The organism is Brevibacterium aurantiacum, from assembly GCF_900169065.1.
GTDB lineage: Bacteria > Actinomycetota > Actinomycetes > Actinomycetales > Brevibacteriaceae > Brevibacterium > Brevibacterium aurantiacum.
The window spans coordinates 1-16217 of sequence record NZ_FXZB01000002.1; the positions used below are offsets into that span (position 1 = coordinate 1).

Sequence of the window (16217 nt, forward strand, 5' to 3'; positions counted from 1 at the left end):
GCATTCAGCCATTGCTTATCGGCCGCCGGTCGAAGTTCATTCTGAATGGATCAACCAGAGTGATACCGAGTCGGTGGCTGCTTAGATAACCAGGAAAATAGCCCTCTATGAAACCCGGGGCTTGACAGACCTGCGCACAGAGATGCCGCCCGAACGCTGGCGGTCGCTGGTCGAAGAGGCGAACCGACGTGAGTTGATTGGCGCCCGCGAGGCCCGACTATTAGACATGGCACAGCGTGCACGATGAGCACACCACCCAGCCGCTCGATGTCACATTGAACTCATCGGCCATGTTCGCCCTGATTCACGCACTCACAGCGCAAACGGTTGGTAAGTTCGCCTCGACCGCTTGCAAAATTTCGAGACGAATCTACCAACCGTTGGCCTCCGCGCGCGAAACCGGGCGCCCGCGGCCTCACTGCGGGTGCGTGTCGCTCCTACTCCTTCGCAACCAGGGTGAGCACGTCGTACTTCGCCACGGGTTCGTCGTTCTGATTGACGACTTCGGCATCCCAGCGGACCTCGCCGTACTCATCGGTCTCACGCGGGGTGATGCGCTTGGCGGTCAGCGTGACCTTGAGCGAATCCCCTGGTGAGACCGGTGTGATGAATGTCAGTCCCTCGAGGCCGTAGTTCGCGAGGACCGGGCCGGGGTCCGGCTGGACGAAGAGACCGGCGGCGAAGGACACGATGAGGTAGCCGTGCGCCACGCGTCCGGGGAAGAACGGGTTCGCGGCCGCAGCCTCCTCGTCGGTGTGGGCGTAGAAGGTGTCACCGGTGAACTCCGCGAAGTGCGAGATGTCCTCGAGCGTGACGGTCCGGCGCTCGGATTCGAGGGCATCGCCGACGCGCAGATCAGCCAGGGTCTTCGTGAACGGATGCTGCCCGGTGCGGCGCTGCGCTCCGGCGACCCATTCGCCGCCGATCGCGGTGAGCATGTCGGGCGAGGCCTGGATCGCGGTGCGCTGCATGAAGTGCTCGACGCCGCGCAGTCCGCCCATCTCCTCGCCGCCGCCGGCGCGTCCGGGGCCGCCGTGGATGAGGTTGGGCAGCGGCGAACCGTGCCCGGTCGACTCTTCGGCATCATCGCGGTCGAGGACGAGGATGCGCCCGTGCCAGGGGGCGACCTGGCGAACGAATTCGGTGGCGAACTCGGCATCGTGGGTGACGACCGAGCCGACCAGGGAACCGCGCCCGCGAGCGGCGAGACGCACAGCCTCGGCGGTGGAGGAATAAGTAATCAGCGAGGTCACCGGACCGAAGGCCTCGACGTCGTGGACGGCATCGACCCAGGGATCGTCGGCCTGGAGTACGGTGGCTGCGACATAGGCCCCGCCGAGGTTCTGCGCCAGTTCGTCGGAGGCCTCGCGACCGCCGGTGAGGACGTGGGCCCCCGCCGAGGTGATCTCATCGATGGCATCGAGAACGTCGTTGCGCTGCTTGTCAGACACGACCGGTCCCAGCCGTGTCGACATCTCACGTGGATCGCCGACACCTTGGGTCTCCAGCTTCGCGAGGAGTGCCTCGGCGACAGCTTCTTTGTGCTGTTCGGGCACGAAGGTGCGGCGGATCGCGGTGCACTTCTGGCCGGCCTTGATGGTCATCTCGGCGACGACGCCGGAGATGAAGAGGTCGAATTCCTCGGTGCCGGGGGCGGCATCGGGTCCGAGCAGGGAAAAGTTCAGGGAGTCCGCCTCGGCGAAGAAGCGGGTGCCGCGATCGCGCACGCAGTCCAGGCCGCCGAGATGCTTGGCCGTATTCGCAGAACCGGTGAAGGCGATGGCGTCCTGTTCGGCCAGATGGTCGAAGAGCGGAGTGGCGTCCCCGGCGATGAGCTGGATGGCACCATCAGGCAGCAGACCGGACTCGACCATGTCGGCCACGACGGCGCGGGTCAGGTGGGCAGTGTCGGTGGCGGGTTTGACGATGACGGGGACACCGGCGACGAACATGGGGCCGAACTTCTCGAGCATGCCCCAGACGGGGAAGTTGAAGGCGTTGATCTGGAGTGCCAGACCCTGCCGGGAGGTGAGGATATGGCGGCCGACGAAGGTGCCGTTCTTCGACAGGCGCTCGATTCCTCCGTCGAGGTGGACCGTGGAGTTGGGCATCTGCCGACGTGCCACGCCGGAGTAGGTGAAGAGGGTGCCGATGCCGCCTTCGATGTCGACGAATCCGTCACGCTTGGTCGTGCCGGTGGTGAACGAGATCTCGTGGTAGTCCTTGGCCCGCTCCATGAGGTAGGCGCCGAGCTTCTTCAAGATCACGCCGCGCTGGTGGAAGGTCAGCTTCTGCAGTTCCGCGACGCCGGTGGTCCGCGCGTACTCGTCGACGGCGGCGAAGTCGATGCCGGACGAGGAGACGTGGTGGGTCAGCTGCCCGTTCGTCGCGTCGTGGACGGCTCGGGCGTCCTCGGGGCTCCCACTGGGGGTGTGCCAGTCGCCTGCCACATACGAACTGAGAATCTCGGTCATGTCGTCTCTCCCTGGTCGAACTGTGTCTCCCGGTGCACGGCGGCCATTATCGGCCCCGCTGCCGCTTCCTGACAGCAATACTAACCAATCGGTCGGTTATTGTCATTGCCCGGCCCGGCAGGTGACACCGATCACCATGTGCACTATGCTCGAAGACAATTACTGACCATTCAGTCACCTGCCCGAACGCGCCGGCGATCACTCAGAGTCGAGGACCACCGCGTACGCCGCACCGTGTCGCACCACATCACCCCCGGGAGAGATCTCTCATGTCCACAGCTTCGCCCGCAACGGCAGCCCCCGCCTCGATCACCCGCGAGGAACGCCGGGTCCTGGCCGGAACCCTCGTCGGCACCACCATCGAGTGGTACGACTTCTTCATCTACGCACAGGCCGCCGGCCTCATCCTCTCCGTCCAGTACTTCGGCCCGCTGGCTTCGGACAACCCGGCCCTCGGACAGATCATGGCCTGGGCCTCGCTGGGAATCTCCTTCCTGTTCAGGCCACTGGGCGCGATCATCGCCGGCCACCTCGGCGACCGCATCGGACGCAAGAAGATGCTCGTCCTCACGCTCATCCTCATGGGCCTGGCCACCTCACTCATCGGGCTCCTGCCCAACTATGCGGCCATCGGAATCGGCGCACCCATCCTGCTCACGCTGCTGCGGATCCTGCAGGGCTTCTCCGCCGGCGGCGAATGGGGCGGTGCTGCACTACTCTCCGTCGAACACGCACCGGTGAACAAACGCGGGCTCTTCGGCGCCTATCCGCAGATCGGCGTGCCCGTGGGCATGATCCTCGCCACCGGCGTGATCTGGATCCTGACCACGGTTCTCACCACCGAACAGTTCGCGAGCTTCGGCTGGAGGATCCCGTTCCTGTTCTCCGTCGTCCTCGTCATCGTCGGCTATTACATTCGCCGCCAGGTCGAAGAAAGCCCGATCTTCGCCGAGCTGGCCGAACGTAAGGCCGAGTCCTCAGCACCGCTGTCGACGCTGTTCAAGAAGAACACGAAGGAAGTCATCCTCTCCGCTCTCATCTTCATCGGCAACAACGCCGTGGGCTACATGATCATCGCGTTCTTCGCCGCCTATGCCTCGCGGCCCATCGACCAGGGCGGCACCGTCGGCCTCGACCGGGCACCCGTGCTCCTGGCCACGACCCTGGCGAGCTTCGGCTGGCTGGTCTTCACCATGTGGGGCGGTGCCCTGTCGGACAAGTTGGGTCGCGTGCGCACCTTCCAGGTCGGCTACATCCTGCTCATCCTGTGGCTGGTCCCGACGTTCCTCATGATCGACATGGCCAATATCTGGATGTACGGCATCGGCATCTTCGTCCTCACCGTCGGCATGGGCCTGAGCTACGGCCCGATGTCTGCGATGTACGCGGAGATGTTCCCACCCCAGGTCCGTTACTCCGGCGTCTCGATCGGCTATGCCCTGGGTGCGATCCTCGGTGGTGCCTTCGCGCCGACGATCGCCGAGACCCTGCTGGCTCGGACCGGCTCCTCACTGTCGATCGCGGCCTACATGATCGTCGTCTGCATCATCTCGCTCATCGCCGTCAGCCTGGTCAAGGAGACCAAGGGCGCGTCCCTGGGCATCGTCAAGCACACAAGCTGAACGCGCATAGCCCGTAGGGCGGCATGCCCGTAGGGTGGGGGTCGGAACCGATCACTTTTGGTGCAGCAGGCCAGTCTGCAGACTGGCTCGTTGCATCAAAAGTGATCAGCCTGTCCATTCTCACCAACTGAGGAGGCTCCAGTGACGCAGTTGTCCTACCCCGATATCGAAGCAGCGGCCGCCCGGATCGCCGGTCGAGTGCGTCCGGTGACGGTGGCCTCCGCCCAGCCCGGCCAGGCACCCGCTGCGCCGACGCCGACGGCCGCGACGTGGAGTGCCCCGCCAAGCAGCGACCCGGCTGGTTCGGGAGTCCACTTCGCTCTCGAATTCATGCAGTACACGGGATCGTTCAAGGCCCGCGGAGCGCAGAACTTCATCCAGACCCACTTGGCTGAAGGCACTCTCCCCGATGCCGGTGTCACGATCGCCTCGGGCGGGAACGCGGGACTGGCCTGCGCGTGGGCAGCTCGCGATGCCGGGGTTCCGGCGACCGTGTTCCTGCCCGAGAATGCGCCCGCAGTCAAGGTCGAGCGGCTGCGCGGCTATGGCGCCGAAGTGCGTCTGATCGGTTCCGAATTCGCCGAGGCTGCCCTGGCCTGCGAGGAATTCGTCAAGTCTTCAGGGGCGCTGGCTTCACACGCGTACGACAATCCGCTCATCGCCGCCGGTGCTGGGACGATGATGACCGAGATCCTCTCTCAGATCCCTGACCTCGATACGATCGTCGTCTCCGTCGGCGGTGGGGGTCTGTTCGCGGGCGTGGCCACGGCTGCGACGTTCCATGGGGTGCGCACTGTCGCCGTCGAACCGCGGAACTGTCGGGCGTTCAATGCTGCTTTGGAGGCGGGCGAACCCGTGGACGTGCCGGTCGATTCGGTGGCCGCGGACTCTTTGGGTGCCCGGAGAGCCACTCCCCTGGCGGTGGCTGCCGCGCAGAGTGACCTGGTCACCTCGGTGCTCGTCGACGATGAGCAGATCGTCAGCGCCCGGCGTCACCTGTGGAGTGAGCACCGTCTGGCGCTTGAACATGCGGCGGCGACGGCGCTGGCGGGAATCCACGGCTCTGAGGACTCAGGCGTCTACGTGCCGGGACCGGACGAAAAGGTCTGCGTCGTCCTATGCGGGGCGAACACCAGCCTCGGCGATCTCTGAAGAACGCAGAGTTCGGCGCTAGCTGCGCTGCTTGTCCTTCGACCTGAAAGCCTGTTTGATCAGGGCGAAGATGGCGACCGCGACGACGAGGGCGATGATCGCCTTGACGAGGAACCAGGCGATCGAGAACGCGACGTTGACGACCCACCACGCGATGATGATGGCGATGATCGCGCCAACGATGCTCCATACGGTACTCATCTTCATGCTTCAAGACTATGCCGCGTGGTCTGAGCGCGCAATGACGCGCGTCACGGCTGCCCCGGAACATGAGCCTCTACACAGCCACAGCCCGTTGCCTAATCGCCCGGGCAGACCACCGTTCATCGGCGAAGCCGACTTCGATCGGATGCTCGAAGGCCGCACTGACCTTGTCAGTCGTGAGGACCTCGGCGATTTCGCCTGACGCGGTGAGGCGACCGTGGGAGATGAGCATCGCGTGCGACGTGGACTCCGGGATCTCCTCGAGATGGTGGGTGACCAGGAGCGTCGTCAGCTGCGGTGAGGTCACGGACAGCGAGTCGATGGTCTCAAGCAGCTGCTCGCGGGCGGCGACATCAAGGCCGGTGGTCGGTTCGTCGATCAAGTTCAAGGGGCAGAGGGAAGGCAGACGCACCTGATGTCCATGAACACCACCACAACGAACACCAACACGACCACGACGAACAGGCTCTTGGAGCTACCGCTGCTCACGCCGGAGTTGCGGGCCGCGGTCGAGCGACTCCGGGAGATGGCCGAGGACGACTGGACCGCTTCGATCCTGTATGGGCGGGCCTCACAGGACCGGCACAAGCTGATGCGCTCGATCGATGACCAGCTCACTGACATGGTCGGCTGGTGCCTGCCGATCGAATGGTACCCGGAGGCGATCGTCCGCGATGCTGACCGGTCGGCCTCGCAGTGGCGCAGGCGCGAACGCGAGGGCTTCGACGAGGCCATGGCCTTGATCGAGTCCGGCAGGTATGGCGGCTTTGCCTCTTGGGAGCCGTCTCGTGCCGGGCGCGATATGGAGGTTTACGTGCAGCTGCGCAAGGCCTGCCAGCGCGCCGGGGTCCTCTACCTCACCCACGGCAGGGTGTATGACTTCTCCCGCTCCGATGACACGTTCATGATGGGCTTCGAGTTCCTCCGCGCCGAAGCGGACGCGAACACGATGCGCGAGCGGCAGTTGCGCACAGTCAAGCTCAACGCGGACAAGGGCCGCCCCCACGGTCGCCTCCCGTACGGATACCGGCGGGTCTACGACCAGCACACCGGTGTCCTGCTGCGCCAGGAACCCGACCCCCACACCGGGCAGATCGTCCGCGATGCCGCCCGTGATGTGCTGGCTGGTAAGTCCATGTACTCGATAGCGATGCGGTTGCAGGATGCTGGGGAGCCGACACCGAAGAAGCCGTGGGCCGAGAGTCCCCGCGGCTGGGATACCTACACCGTCCGCCAGGTGCTCCAGAACCCCACCATCGCCGGCAAGCGCGTCTACCGCGGTGAGGTCATCGGCCAGGCGCAGTGGGAGGCGTTGATCGAGTGGGAGGACTTCCAGAAGATCCAGCGCCTGTTCGCCGATCCCGGACGTCTCGTCAAGGGCGGTGGCGGGATGGCCGCGAAGACGCTCATGGTCCACATCGCCCGCTGCCACTACTGCGGCCGCCCTTTGAAGCGGGCCACGATGCGGAAGAAGGAGAGGACTCCGGCGGTGAAGTACCAGTGCCAGTTCCGGGGGTGCTATAAGACGATGATCTCCCAGCCGGGCCTGGACGCCTATGTCGAGCAGGTCGTGCTGGAGTGGTTCCAGAACCCGACCAACCTCGCCTGGCTCACCGGCGACGACGACGGCGACTGGCTCAAGGTTGCCGAGGCTGCCGAGCAGAAGCGGGCGGCGTTGCAGGCCCGCCTGGACGAGGTCATCGCCCAGTACGCGGCCGGGAGTCTGAACCTCGACACGCTCACGAAGCTGGAAGCCGCGTTGCGGCCCCAGATCGCCGAGGCCGAGCAGGCGCTCATCCCCCCGGTGACCGACGAGCGGGTGCGTGCCCTGGTCACCGCCGAGGATGTGCCTGCCGCGTGGGCGGGCCTGCCACTGTTGGAGCGGAGGAAGATCATCAAGGCCACGTTCAACGTCCGCATCCAGCAGACTCAGAACCGGGGCCAGAACGCCTTCGAGCCCGAGCGGGTACTCATCGAGCCCCGCGCACTCTAAAGGACGTGGGGCTCGATGCCGAGACGGTCAGGATGCCGGGTGGGTCAGGTGGCGTCGCCGCGGAGTTGGTGGCGGATCAGCTCGGCCTGCTCGGCACTCATGGGCGGGAACCGGGAGGCTGTGGTCTTCGCGGCCTGCCGGATCGTCTCCCGGTCGGTGTCGGTCAGGGCCTCGTCGTCGATCGCCAGGCGCGGCCTCGTCGTCGTGGTGGGCGTATGGGTCTGGGGTGTCGGGATACTGTTCATACCCGACAGGTACGCCCATACACCCGAGGTTCAAAAACAGCAATCACTGCATCTAGCCATCCGCGCAGGAGCGAGCTACTATATGTGGATGGTCAGTGCTGTCGTGCCCTTGGAGGCCCCGAAAACGGGGTCGGGCACGGGGGGTGCCGATTCGGCGCCCCCGGAGCAGTCACCAGCGGAACGTCACGGTGGTGAAAATTGTGCACCACCGTCAGCCCGCTGTCGTCGTCTCCGGCAGCACGGTTGTGGCAATTTGCCACCACCGTCGACCTGCCCTCGTTCTTGACGGTGGTGCCACGGTGGCACCACGGTCGGCTCGAGCCCACGGGGGTGAAAATTTTCCACCCCCGTGCCCAAGCCAACGGTCCCGCAAATTTTGCAGGACCGTGCCCGCGCCGGGGGCCGGTGAACGGCTCCGGAAATTTTCCGGCCCCGTTGCCCCTGCACGGTTCGCACCTGCGGATGGCATGGTGGTGCCGATTCGGCACCACCATGGCCTGCCCGCGCGAGGCGTACGGCGCCGCCACAGTGGCGGCACCGTGGGCGTCCCCCTGGCACGGTGGGAGGAAATTTCCTCCCACCGTGCCAGGGGTTTCGCCCTGAGAGGTTGGCCTGCGTCGTGATCAACGGGTCCGCCCATTTTGCGGACCCGTTCTCCTCGCCCGGACGTGACCGGGCCGCCCGCACGCTGCTCTCGTTCCGCTCGCCTGTGGCGGTACGTTGAGTGTTCATAGTCCGAGTCCTCGGTCATGTGGCCCCCGCCCCTGGTCTGGTGGACCGAACGGCGGGTCGGGGTCGAGGCGGTGTGCTCGCCGCTGCAACGCCGCTCGCAGCTCGTGATCCAGGGCACCTATCTCGCGCCGTGGGCGGTCTCGGCTTCCTTCCACGCCGCCGGGTCGGTGTAGCCGGGGATGTTGACGAGCACCTCGGTGCCGGGATACGTGTAATGATCCGGCATCACCGTCCACCCCCGCCCGAGACATTGGCCCGCGGCGTGTTACCGGGTGATGCCGTGCTTCGCGTCGATCTGCGCCAGCCGGACGGCGATGGCGTCATCGGCGGACATCTCTCCAGTGAGCACCTTGCGGCCCAGGGCACGGTCGGCGTCAGTCTCCTCTTCGCTAGCCATCCGCTGGCTCGCAGTGACCTGCGCTTCGAGCCGGTCGATCTCGGCCTGTTCCAGGGCCTTCGTCGTCGCCATGACCTGTCCTCCTTCATGCTCGCCCGACACCTTCCATTCTACCGTCCAAGGCCGACACCGACCAGTGACTCCACCCGTGAGACGGGCACTTGCTCCATCGGGCACAGTCGCAGCACTGGATAGGTGCGCAGCCGATCCCAACACCAGCATCCCGCAGCGGGCAATCCGCGCAGGGTGTATCTGTGACGGCATTCTGGTAGATTCGGGTTGCACCGAGGGGTGTCCCGTCAAGGGGCTGAGATACCACTGGACGTTGTCAGCGTGGTGACCCTAGAACCTGATCCGGATCATGCCGGCGAAGGGACTGGTCTAGCAGGGCTTCTTTCCTTCGCTGGCCTCCCCATTAGGAGGTTACAGTGTCCCATTCTGTTGTCGGCCCCGCGACGTCCTCAGTCGAGGTGCGCCCGAGGGTCGCGGTCATTTCCGTCCTCATCAAAGATGACCATGTCCTCTTGGTGCGTCGCGCGAACCCTCCTGATGCAGGATTCTGGGGATTCCCGGGCGGGAAGATCGAATTCGGAGAAACGATCACCAAAGCCGCCGAACGCGAACTCGGTGAAGAAACCAGCATCATCGGTCAGGCGACCGGTGTTTTGACTTCCGTTGACGCGTTCAGCCGAGACGAGACTGGACGGTTGGACAGTCACTACGTGCTTATCGCCGTGCTCTGCCAGTGGCGCTCGGGGCAACCCCACGCTGGCGACGACGCCCTCGAAGCACGCTGGTTCCCCCTCGACGAGGTCGACGAGGCCCGCCTGACTCTGAGCAAGGATGTCGCCGAGGTCGCCCGCTACGCCGCCACACAGCAGCAGAAGGAAGTGCACGCATGACGATCAAGAACGTCCTATCCATCGCAGGCACCGACCCCACTGGCGGGGCGGGCATCCACGCCGATCTCAAAGCCTTCTCAGCGAGGGGCACCTACGGTATGGCCGCGATCACCGCGGTCGTGGCACAGAACACGCGCGGTGTGCGCTCGTTCATGCCCCTTGATCCCTCTTTCGTCGGTGAGCAGATCGATGCAGTGTTCGACGATGTGCGCGTCGACGCGGTAAAGATCGGTATGGTCGCCAACGCCGCGATCGCCGAGGTCATCGCCGAGGTCATCGCCGAGCGCCTGCAATACCACGAAGCCGAGACCGTGGTCCTTGATCCGGTGATGGTCGCCAAGAGCGGCGACAGGCTGTTGGACGACGATGCGGTCGCAGCCATCCGAGACACGCTCGTGCCACTGGCCACGATCATCACCCCGAACCTTCCCGAAGCCGCCGTGCTCCTCGACACCACAGATGTCACCCGCTTGGGGCAGATGGAGGACCAGGCCACCGGGCTGCGTGGCCTTGGCTGTCAGTGGGCGCTACTCAAAGGCGGGCATCTCACGAACGAGACGGTCAGTGTCGACTACCTCGCCGGCCCCGACGGGATCTCCACCTACACCTCTCCCAGGATCGAAACCCTCAACGACCACGGCACCGGCTGCACCTTGTCCTCGGCGATCACCGCACTGCTGCCTGACCACACCGTGCCCGAAAGCGTTGAACGGGCGAAGACCTACCTGCACGGCGCTCTCGTTGCCAGCGACCGCCTCGACGTCGGCCAAGGTCACGGTCCCCTGCATCACTTCCACCAGCTCTGGCCGCGCGGGTAGGGATGCAGAACAGCCCCTCCTCGTTCCGATCGGTAGAGCTAACCACTTCGACTCATGAAAGGAGCCGTGACGATGACGCGAAAGATGTTTCTCGCCGGCCCGTTCAAAGCTCTCGTCGACGCCGACACCCATGTGATGGGCGACGCCGCGATCGACAAGTACACCTCGATCATCGACTTCTTCGAAACCCAGGGGTGGGATGTGCACTGCGCCCACCGCAGAGAGCACTGGGGCCGTGAGTTCATGGAACCCAGCGAATGCACACGCATCGACTACACGGAGATCGCCGCCTGCGACGTCTTCGTCGCGTTCCCCGGCGCACCGGCATCCCCGGGCACGCACATCGAGATCGGGTGGGCCTCCGCCTGGAACAAACCCATCGTCTTACTCCTCGACGAGGGAGCCGAGTACGCGTTCCTCGTCCGAGGCCTCTCAGCGGTCGCCGACGTCCAGATGATCACCATCGATCCCGAGCAGCCCACCGGACCACGCATCCTCACCGCGATCGAGCACGCGCAGGCAGGAGCCGTCAGTGAAGCCTGAGTATCCCGACCTCCACACGCTCTACCTGGATTCCCTGCGACAGGTCTACACCGGGTTCGAATACCAGAACAGTCCCCGCGGGCAGGACGAACGCGAAATCATCGGCTACACCGCACGCCTGACCAACCCGGCCCGGCGGTACTGCTTGGCCAGGTCTCGTCGGCAGAACATCATCTTCAACTACGCCGAAGCACTGTGGTACCTCTCAGGGAAGAACGACCTCGACTTCATCCGCACCTACGCACCCTCGATGAGCCGGTACAGTCCCGACGGCCTCAGCCTGCCGGGCACCGGGTATGGTCCCAAACTGCTCAGACACGTCGGCGACGAGACTGCGATCGAACGAATCGTGAACATCCTCCGCGAGGATGACCCTGCGAGCAAGCGTGCCGTTCTGCAGATCTTCGACGACTCCGAAGACATCTACCGCCGCAACATCGACGTCTCCTGCACGCTGGCTCTCCAGCTGTTGCGCCGTGAGGACCGTCTGCACATGGTCGCGTTCATGCGCGCCAACGACGCGTACATGGGACTGCTCAACGACACGTTCTCCTTCACGTTCATCCAAGAATTTCTCGCCTCGATGCTGGGCCTGACCCCGGGTGTGTACATCCACAACGTCGGCTCGATCCACATCTACGAAAAAGACCTCACCAAGGTGCACACCCTCCTCGGCGGCGATGATCAGACGATCGTGGAGGAACCCAGCACTCTTCCACGGCTGCCCTCGGGGGCGAGCCTGGACCAGGTGCACCAGGTCCTCGCCCTGGAGAAGTCGATCCGTGCAGACGAGCTCCCAGGCCGCGCACTGGCGACCCTTGATCTTCCGGAAGCGTGGGTCGACATTGTCCGCCTGTTCTGGATCCACCGGCAACTCCAATACCAACGACCAGTCGACCCATCGATTATCGGCGACCTCCATCCCCTCCACCGGGAGCTGGTCGTGAGCCGATGGCCCAGCATCGAAAACGCGCGTGTGAGGGCGGTGCAGCAGTGACGACATCATGGACGACTCCGGCAGTCTCAGCAGGGTTCGATGCCTATGACGACTATGTCGAAAACCGACTGGCTTATACCCCGCTCGTCAATGACCTCCAAACTGCTTGCGGCCGAGGGGGGATCGTGCTCGATTATGGGTGCGGCAGCGGAAAAGTCTCACGACGCCTCCTCGACGCCGGAGCCGCAGCACAGGTCGTCGGAGTCGACATCAGCACCGACATGATCACCCTCGCCCGGGCGCAGACCCCGCAACCGGCCGCGCGATTCCACACCATCGACAGCGGCCACGTTCCCTACCCGGATGACACATTCGATGCGATCGTGTGCTGCTTCGTATTCATCAACGTGCCCACACGCGAGGAACTGAGAGCGATCGCCCGCGAGCTCGCCCGAGTGCTTACACCGACCGGCAGACTCTTCATCGTCGATAGCAACCCGGCGGCCACAGGAGTACCGTTCCCGACCTTCCGCAGCGGCGAGCCCGGCAGAGGCTACCGTGACGGAGACGAACGCAAGGTCAGCTTGCAGATCCCCGGCACCGGGATCCTCGAGCTTGTCGACCGGCACTGGTTCATCAGCACCTACGAGGCGGTGCTGACCGAGGCCGGCTTCACAGTCGACAAGGTCACCGACCGCGGAGCACAAACCGTAGAAGACGTCGGCTCCCAGGCACCTATCGACCATCCACCGTTCATGCAGATCACAGCCCACCTCCAAGACCACTCCGAGTCGACGATCGGGGCGGGGTAGATGACGCGCGACGCTTCCTACCCGAAGCCGGCGACGCTGGCGGCAGTGGTCCGAAAAGGACGTGTACTCCTTATCCGGCGTGCCCACATGCCCGACGCCGAGCGCTGGGCATTCCCCGGGGGCAAGATCGAACCCGGCGAGACCCTGACCGCCGCGACCGCGCGCGAACTCGCCGAGGAAACAGGAGTCCTCGCCACACCCGGTGATGTCTTCGATGCTGTCGACGTCATCGATGCCGACCACAATCTGCATTACGTCCTGATCGCAGTGCTCTGCCGATGGGAACGAGGGGAACCGGTCCCGGACGATGACGCACTCGAAGCGGCATGGTTCACCCTCGAGGAAATGGCTGCGATACCGGTCGCGGAAACATTCAACGTCCGCGCTATCGCCCAAACCGCGCTCGAGCTGGAACGCAAGCAACAGGAACACTCAAGAAGCCAGAATGCCCATTTGCCGGATAGCACGTAGTGATATCAGGTGTTCTGTGACAGCGATTCCAGTAACGAAGAATCAGGCCGTCCGAAGCTTGTGGAGAGTGTGGTTTCCGTGATGTGATGGTGGCGTGACACGGGGCGCCGCCCGTTCCAGCTTTCGAGCACGGGACGTGGTCGGCTGAGATGACACCCGTTGAACCTGATCCAGTTAGCACTGGCGAAGGGAATGTCCGGACTTTCACCCGCCGACAATGTTGGCGGTGTCAGCGCACCGAAGAGCAACTTTCGCTCTTCGGTGCGCACGGGTTGCCTTCGCCTCGATATCGAGAGGCATACACATGGCACACACTATTCTCCCCCTCACCGAGCAGATCGTCCTCGTCACCGGCGGCGCCCGCGGACTCCGAGCTGCGATCACTCGCGCGTTCCTGGCCCAGGGTGCGCGAGTGGTCATCGACTACCACACCTCCCAGGACGCCGCGGAGGACCTCGCCGCCGCCCACCCCGGAAAGGCGATCGCAATCCGGGCTGATGTCCGCGACCGCGCCCAGGTCGATGCCCTCGTCGCTGAGGCCGCCGATCGCTTTGGCGGTCCGATCACCACGGTCGTGAACAACGCGCTGGCTGACTTCTCCTTCAACGGCGACGCCCGCTCCCACGCGGACCAGATCTCCTACGAGGAGATCACCGCACAGTTCACCGGCTCCGTGCATGGGCCTCTCAACGTCATCCAGGCCACCCTTCCCGGCATGGTCGAGGCGGGCTTCGGCCGGATCGTCAACATCGGTACGAACCTCTTCCAGCACCCCGTCGTGCCCTACCACGACTACACCGCGGCGAAAGCAGCGCTGCTGTCCCTGACACGCACCTTCGCCGACGATCTCGGCCCGCAGGCCATCACGGTGAACATGGTCTCCGGGGGGCTGCCGCTGACCACCGACGCCTCGGCGGCGACCCCTGAGGCGGTCTTCGAGGGCATCGCCGCGGGCACCCCGCTGCGGGCGGTGACGACGCCGGATCAGCTCGCCGACCCAGTCGTATTCTTCGCTTCCCCGTGGGCCAGGGGTGTGACGGGTCAGAACCTCATCGTCGACGGCGGACTCGTCAAGGGGTGAGCGGCGTGGAAGGCAAGCAGGCCCACTTCAACCTCTTCATCCACGGTGTCGGTCATCGCAGCGCGGCCTGGTGGTCACCGCCACGTCGTGCAGCGCAACGACCGACTGCGCCTCGTCCCTGAACACCGTGACCACGCCTCTCTCATCTCACTCTTCGTTTAAGCAGAGCCCCTGCAGAAGCCCCGTTCATTCCCTTGACGGACACGCCGTCAACACCCTTCGGTCTAGATTTCTGGGGCGCTCTTCTCTCCGTGGGCTCGGAGCATGCCGAAGGCGACGAGGCCCGCCGCGAGCACGGTCAGAGCGATTCCGCCCCAGGTGACCGCGAGTCGGAACTCCGCGGTCTGCTCGGTCGGCCAGGCCGATGCGGTGAGGTGCCCGGTGAAGATGGCGGCGAGGAAGGTTCCGCTCAGGGCGATGCCCACGGCGGTTGCGAACTCGCCGGCTGTATCGGCCAGGGCCGCGCCGACGGTGGTCCGGTCTTCTGGAACTCCTTTCATGACGTTGGTTCCCGCGACGACGCCGACGACCCGCATTCCCGCCGCGACGAGCACGAGGGCCACAGCGATCCAGACGTATCCGACGCGTCCCAGAAGCGCGTAGACGGCCAGGCCCACGACGACGGCAGAGGCGCTGAGCCAGGCCGCTCGATCGAGTCCGAGCTTGTCGACGAGGATCGAGATGACGGCGCCGCCGGCGACGAGGACGATCACTTGCGGAAGCATGCCCAGTGCTGCCTGGGCGGGCGTCCATCCCCAGTCGAGCTGGAGCTGAAGTGCAACGAGGTACCCGATACCTGCGACGGCGAGGTTGGCTGCGCCTTTGAAGGCCAGTCCGCTGGACACGAGCGGGCTCGCGATCAGCTGCAGGTCCAGCAGGGGGTATTGGAACGAGCGCTCGCGCCAGGCGAATGCTGCCGCGAAAGCGATGGTCGCGGCCACCCCGGCCCAGGGGAACCAGGTGTCTGCGCCCACTTCGACGAAGAGGGCGGGGGCGAGCAATGCGGATGCGATGGCCGCGGTGCCCAGGATGGCTCCCCAGATATCGACAGGATCGCGGTGAAGCTCTTCTGGCCGGTCGGCGGGAATGCCTTTGCGGATCGCGATGAAGGCGATGGCTGCGATCGGCACGTTGACCAGCAGCAGGGTCTGCCACGGTGCGATGGCGAGGACGAAGCCGCCGGCGATCGGGCCGACGGCAAGGCCGATGAGTCCTACGGTGGAGATCACCGTCATCGCGCGTACCCGGAGGCGGTCATCGGCGAAGAGCCGGAACGCGAGAGCCAGGGAGCCCGGCGTGGTCATCGCGGCGGCCACCCCCATCGCCGCGCGAACGGCGATGAGCTGCCCGGCAGTGGCCACGAAGGCTGTCGCGAGACTCGTCATCCCGAGCAGCACGAGCCCGGCCAGCATCATCTTGCGTCGGCCGATGCGGTCGGCGACGGCGCTGAGCGCGAGCATCAATCCGCCGAACACGACGGAGTACACGCCAGTCACCCATTGCAATGCGGTGGCGGTGGCCTGTAGTTCCCGGCCTATGGTGGGCAAGGCGACATTGAGGATCGAGTTGTCGAGCATCTCGAACAGGAACACGGCCGACAGCCCGGCCAGCGCGATCCACGCGTCCTTCAGCGTGTGAGGCGGCTGCGCGGCCTCGGACTGGTGGCTGGGACGACGAATCATGGGTCACTCCTTCTCGGTGAAGAAGTGACGGGCCGTTCGTCCCGTGTGTGCTCGTGCGCTCTGTAGAGAGCCTCGTCTTCAACAGCGACGCACGTTTTTACTTCCGATGATCCCAGACTACCACTCGAGCGACACGCGTTTCAGGAGGCGAG

At 64.9% G+C, this 16217-nt stretch carries 16 protein-coding genes and 2 riboswitches; of the genes, 10 read left to right on the forward strand and 6 right to left on the reverse strand.

All coding sequences use genetic code 11. From position 1 onward, the window contains the following. Positions 1–437 precede the first annotated feature (437 nt). Positions 438–2474 (reverse strand): phenylacetic acid degradation bifunctional protein PaaZ, encoded by a 2037-nt coding sequence (paaZ, locus tag BAUR9175_RS01605; protein WP_101582758.1) that lies wholly within the window; start codon positions 2472–2474, stop codon positions 438–440. A gap of 269 nt (positions 2475–2743) precedes the next feature. On the opposite strand from paaZ, the gene BAUR9175_RS01610 reads away from it, so the two are divergent. Both BAUR9175_RS01610 and BAUR9175_RS01615 read left to right on the forward strand, forming a co-directional pair. Then, entirely contained in the window at positions 2744–4096 is a 1353-nt protein-coding gene (locus BAUR9175_RS01610; protein WP_101582762.1) for an MFS transporter, read from the forward strand. A gap of 141 nt (positions 4097–4237) precedes the next feature. Then, positions 4238–5248: a threonine/serine dehydratase gene (locus BAUR9175_RS01615; RefSeq protein ID WP_009882048.1), complete on the forward strand. Its 1011-nt coding sequence runs from the start codon at positions 4238–4240 to the stop codon at positions 5246–5248. A gap of 18 nt (positions 5249–5266) precedes the next feature. Here the strand turns inward: BAUR9175_RS01615 and BAUR9175_RS01620 are convergent, their stop codons facing one another. Both BAUR9175_RS01620 and BAUR9175_RS01625 read right to left on the reverse strand, forming a co-directional pair. Further along, on the reverse strand, positions 5267–5455 hold the full coding sequence (locus BAUR9175_RS01620) for a hypothetical protein (RefSeq protein ID WP_009882047.1): 189 nt from the start codon (positions 5453–5455) through the stop codon (positions 5267–5269). Between the two features lie 70 nt (positions 5456–5525). Continuing rightward, the gene (locus BAUR9175_RS01625) at positions 5526–5840 is read right to left on the reverse strand and encodes an ATP-binding cassette domain-containing protein (RefSeq protein WP_180959188.1); all 315 of its coding nucleotides are present in this window, start codon (positions 5838–5840) and stop codon (positions 5526–5528) included. Positions 5841–5873: 33 nt separating this feature from the next. On the opposite strand from BAUR9175_RS01625, the gene BAUR9175_RS01630 reads away from it, so the two are divergent. Then, entirely contained in the window at positions 5874–7445 is a 1572-nt protein-coding gene (locus BAUR9175_RS01630) for a recombinase family protein (RefSeq protein ID WP_211209010.1), read from the forward strand. 44 nt (positions 7446–7489) lie between these two features. Here the strand turns inward: BAUR9175_RS01630 and BAUR9175_RS01635 are convergent, their stop codons facing one another. Then, a complete protein-coding gene (locus tag BAUR9175_RS01635) occupies positions 7490–7690 on the reverse strand; it encodes a hypothetical protein (RefSeq protein ID WP_096157499.1) in 201 nt (66 codons plus the stop codon). 997 nt (positions 7691–8687) lie between these two features. Then, positions 8688–8891: a hypothetical protein gene (locus BAUR9175_RS01640; protein ID WP_018022526.1), complete on the reverse strand. Its 204-nt coding sequence runs from the start codon at positions 8889–8891 to the stop codon at positions 8688–8690. A 205-nt stretch (positions 8892–9096) separates the two neighbouring features. After that, positions 9097–9213, forward strand: a riboswitch (TPP riboswitch). A gap of 34 nt (positions 9214–9247) precedes the next feature. Between BAUR9175_RS01640 and BAUR9175_RS01645 the strand changes: the two genes are divergently transcribed. From BAUR9175_RS01645 to BAUR9175_RS01675, 7 genes are all read left to right on the forward strand, one after another. After that, on the forward strand, positions 9248–9721 hold the full coding sequence (locus tag BAUR9175_RS01645; RefSeq protein WP_018022527.1) for an NUDIX hydrolase: 474 nt from the start codon (positions 9248–9250) through the stop codon (positions 9719–9721). Beyond that, positions 9718–10539 carry a bifunctional hydroxymethylpyrimidine kinase/phosphomethylpyrimidine kinase gene (gene thiD / locus BAUR9175_RS01650; RefSeq protein WP_101582765.1) on the forward strand — a complete coding sequence of 274 codons (822 nt, stop codon included), beginning with the start codon at positions 9718–9720 and terminating at the stop codon, positions 10537–10539. Before BAUR9175_RS01645 ends, thiD begins: the two co-directional genes overlap by 4 nt. A 72-nt stretch (positions 10540–10611) precedes the next feature. Then, entirely contained in the window at positions 10612–11082 is a 471-nt protein-coding gene (locus tag BAUR9175_RS01655) for a nucleoside 2-deoxyribosyltransferase (RefSeq protein ID WP_018022529.1), read from the forward strand. Then, a complete protein-coding gene (locus BAUR9175_RS01660) occupies positions 11072–12079 on the forward strand; it encodes a thymidylate synthase (protein ID WP_018022530.1) in 1008 nt (335 codons plus the stop codon). Before BAUR9175_RS01655 ends, BAUR9175_RS01660 begins: the two co-directional genes overlap by 11 nt. Then, the gene (locus BAUR9175_RS01665) at positions 12076–12831 is read left to right on the forward strand and encodes a class I SAM-dependent methyltransferase (protein ID WP_081610377.1); all 756 of its coding nucleotides are present in this window, start codon (positions 12076–12078) and stop codon (positions 12829–12831) included. Before BAUR9175_RS01660 ends, BAUR9175_RS01665 begins: the two co-directional genes overlap by 4 nt. Then, positions 12832–13302 carry an NUDIX hydrolase gene (locus tag BAUR9175_RS01670; RefSeq protein WP_101582768.1) on the forward strand — a complete coding sequence of 157 codons (471 nt, stop codon included), beginning with the start codon at positions 12832–12834 and terminating at the stop codon, positions 13300–13302. A gap of 90 nt (positions 13303–13392) precedes the next feature. Beyond that, positions 13393–13512, forward strand: a riboswitch (TPP riboswitch). Positions 13513–13606: 94 nt separating this feature from the next. After that, entirely contained in the window at positions 13607–14383 is a 777-nt protein-coding gene (locus BAUR9175_RS01675; protein ID WP_101582770.1) for a 3-oxoacyl-ACP reductase, read from the forward strand. Positions 14384–14607: 224 nt separating this feature from the next. On the opposite strand, the gene BAUR9175_RS01680 is transcribed toward BAUR9175_RS01675, so the two are convergent. Next, complete coding sequence (locus BAUR9175_RS01680) at positions 14608–16065, reverse strand: MFS transporter (RefSeq protein ID WP_101582772.1); 1458 nt, start codon at positions 16063–16065, stop codon at positions 14608–14610. Positions 16066–16217 lie beyond the last annotated feature (152 nt).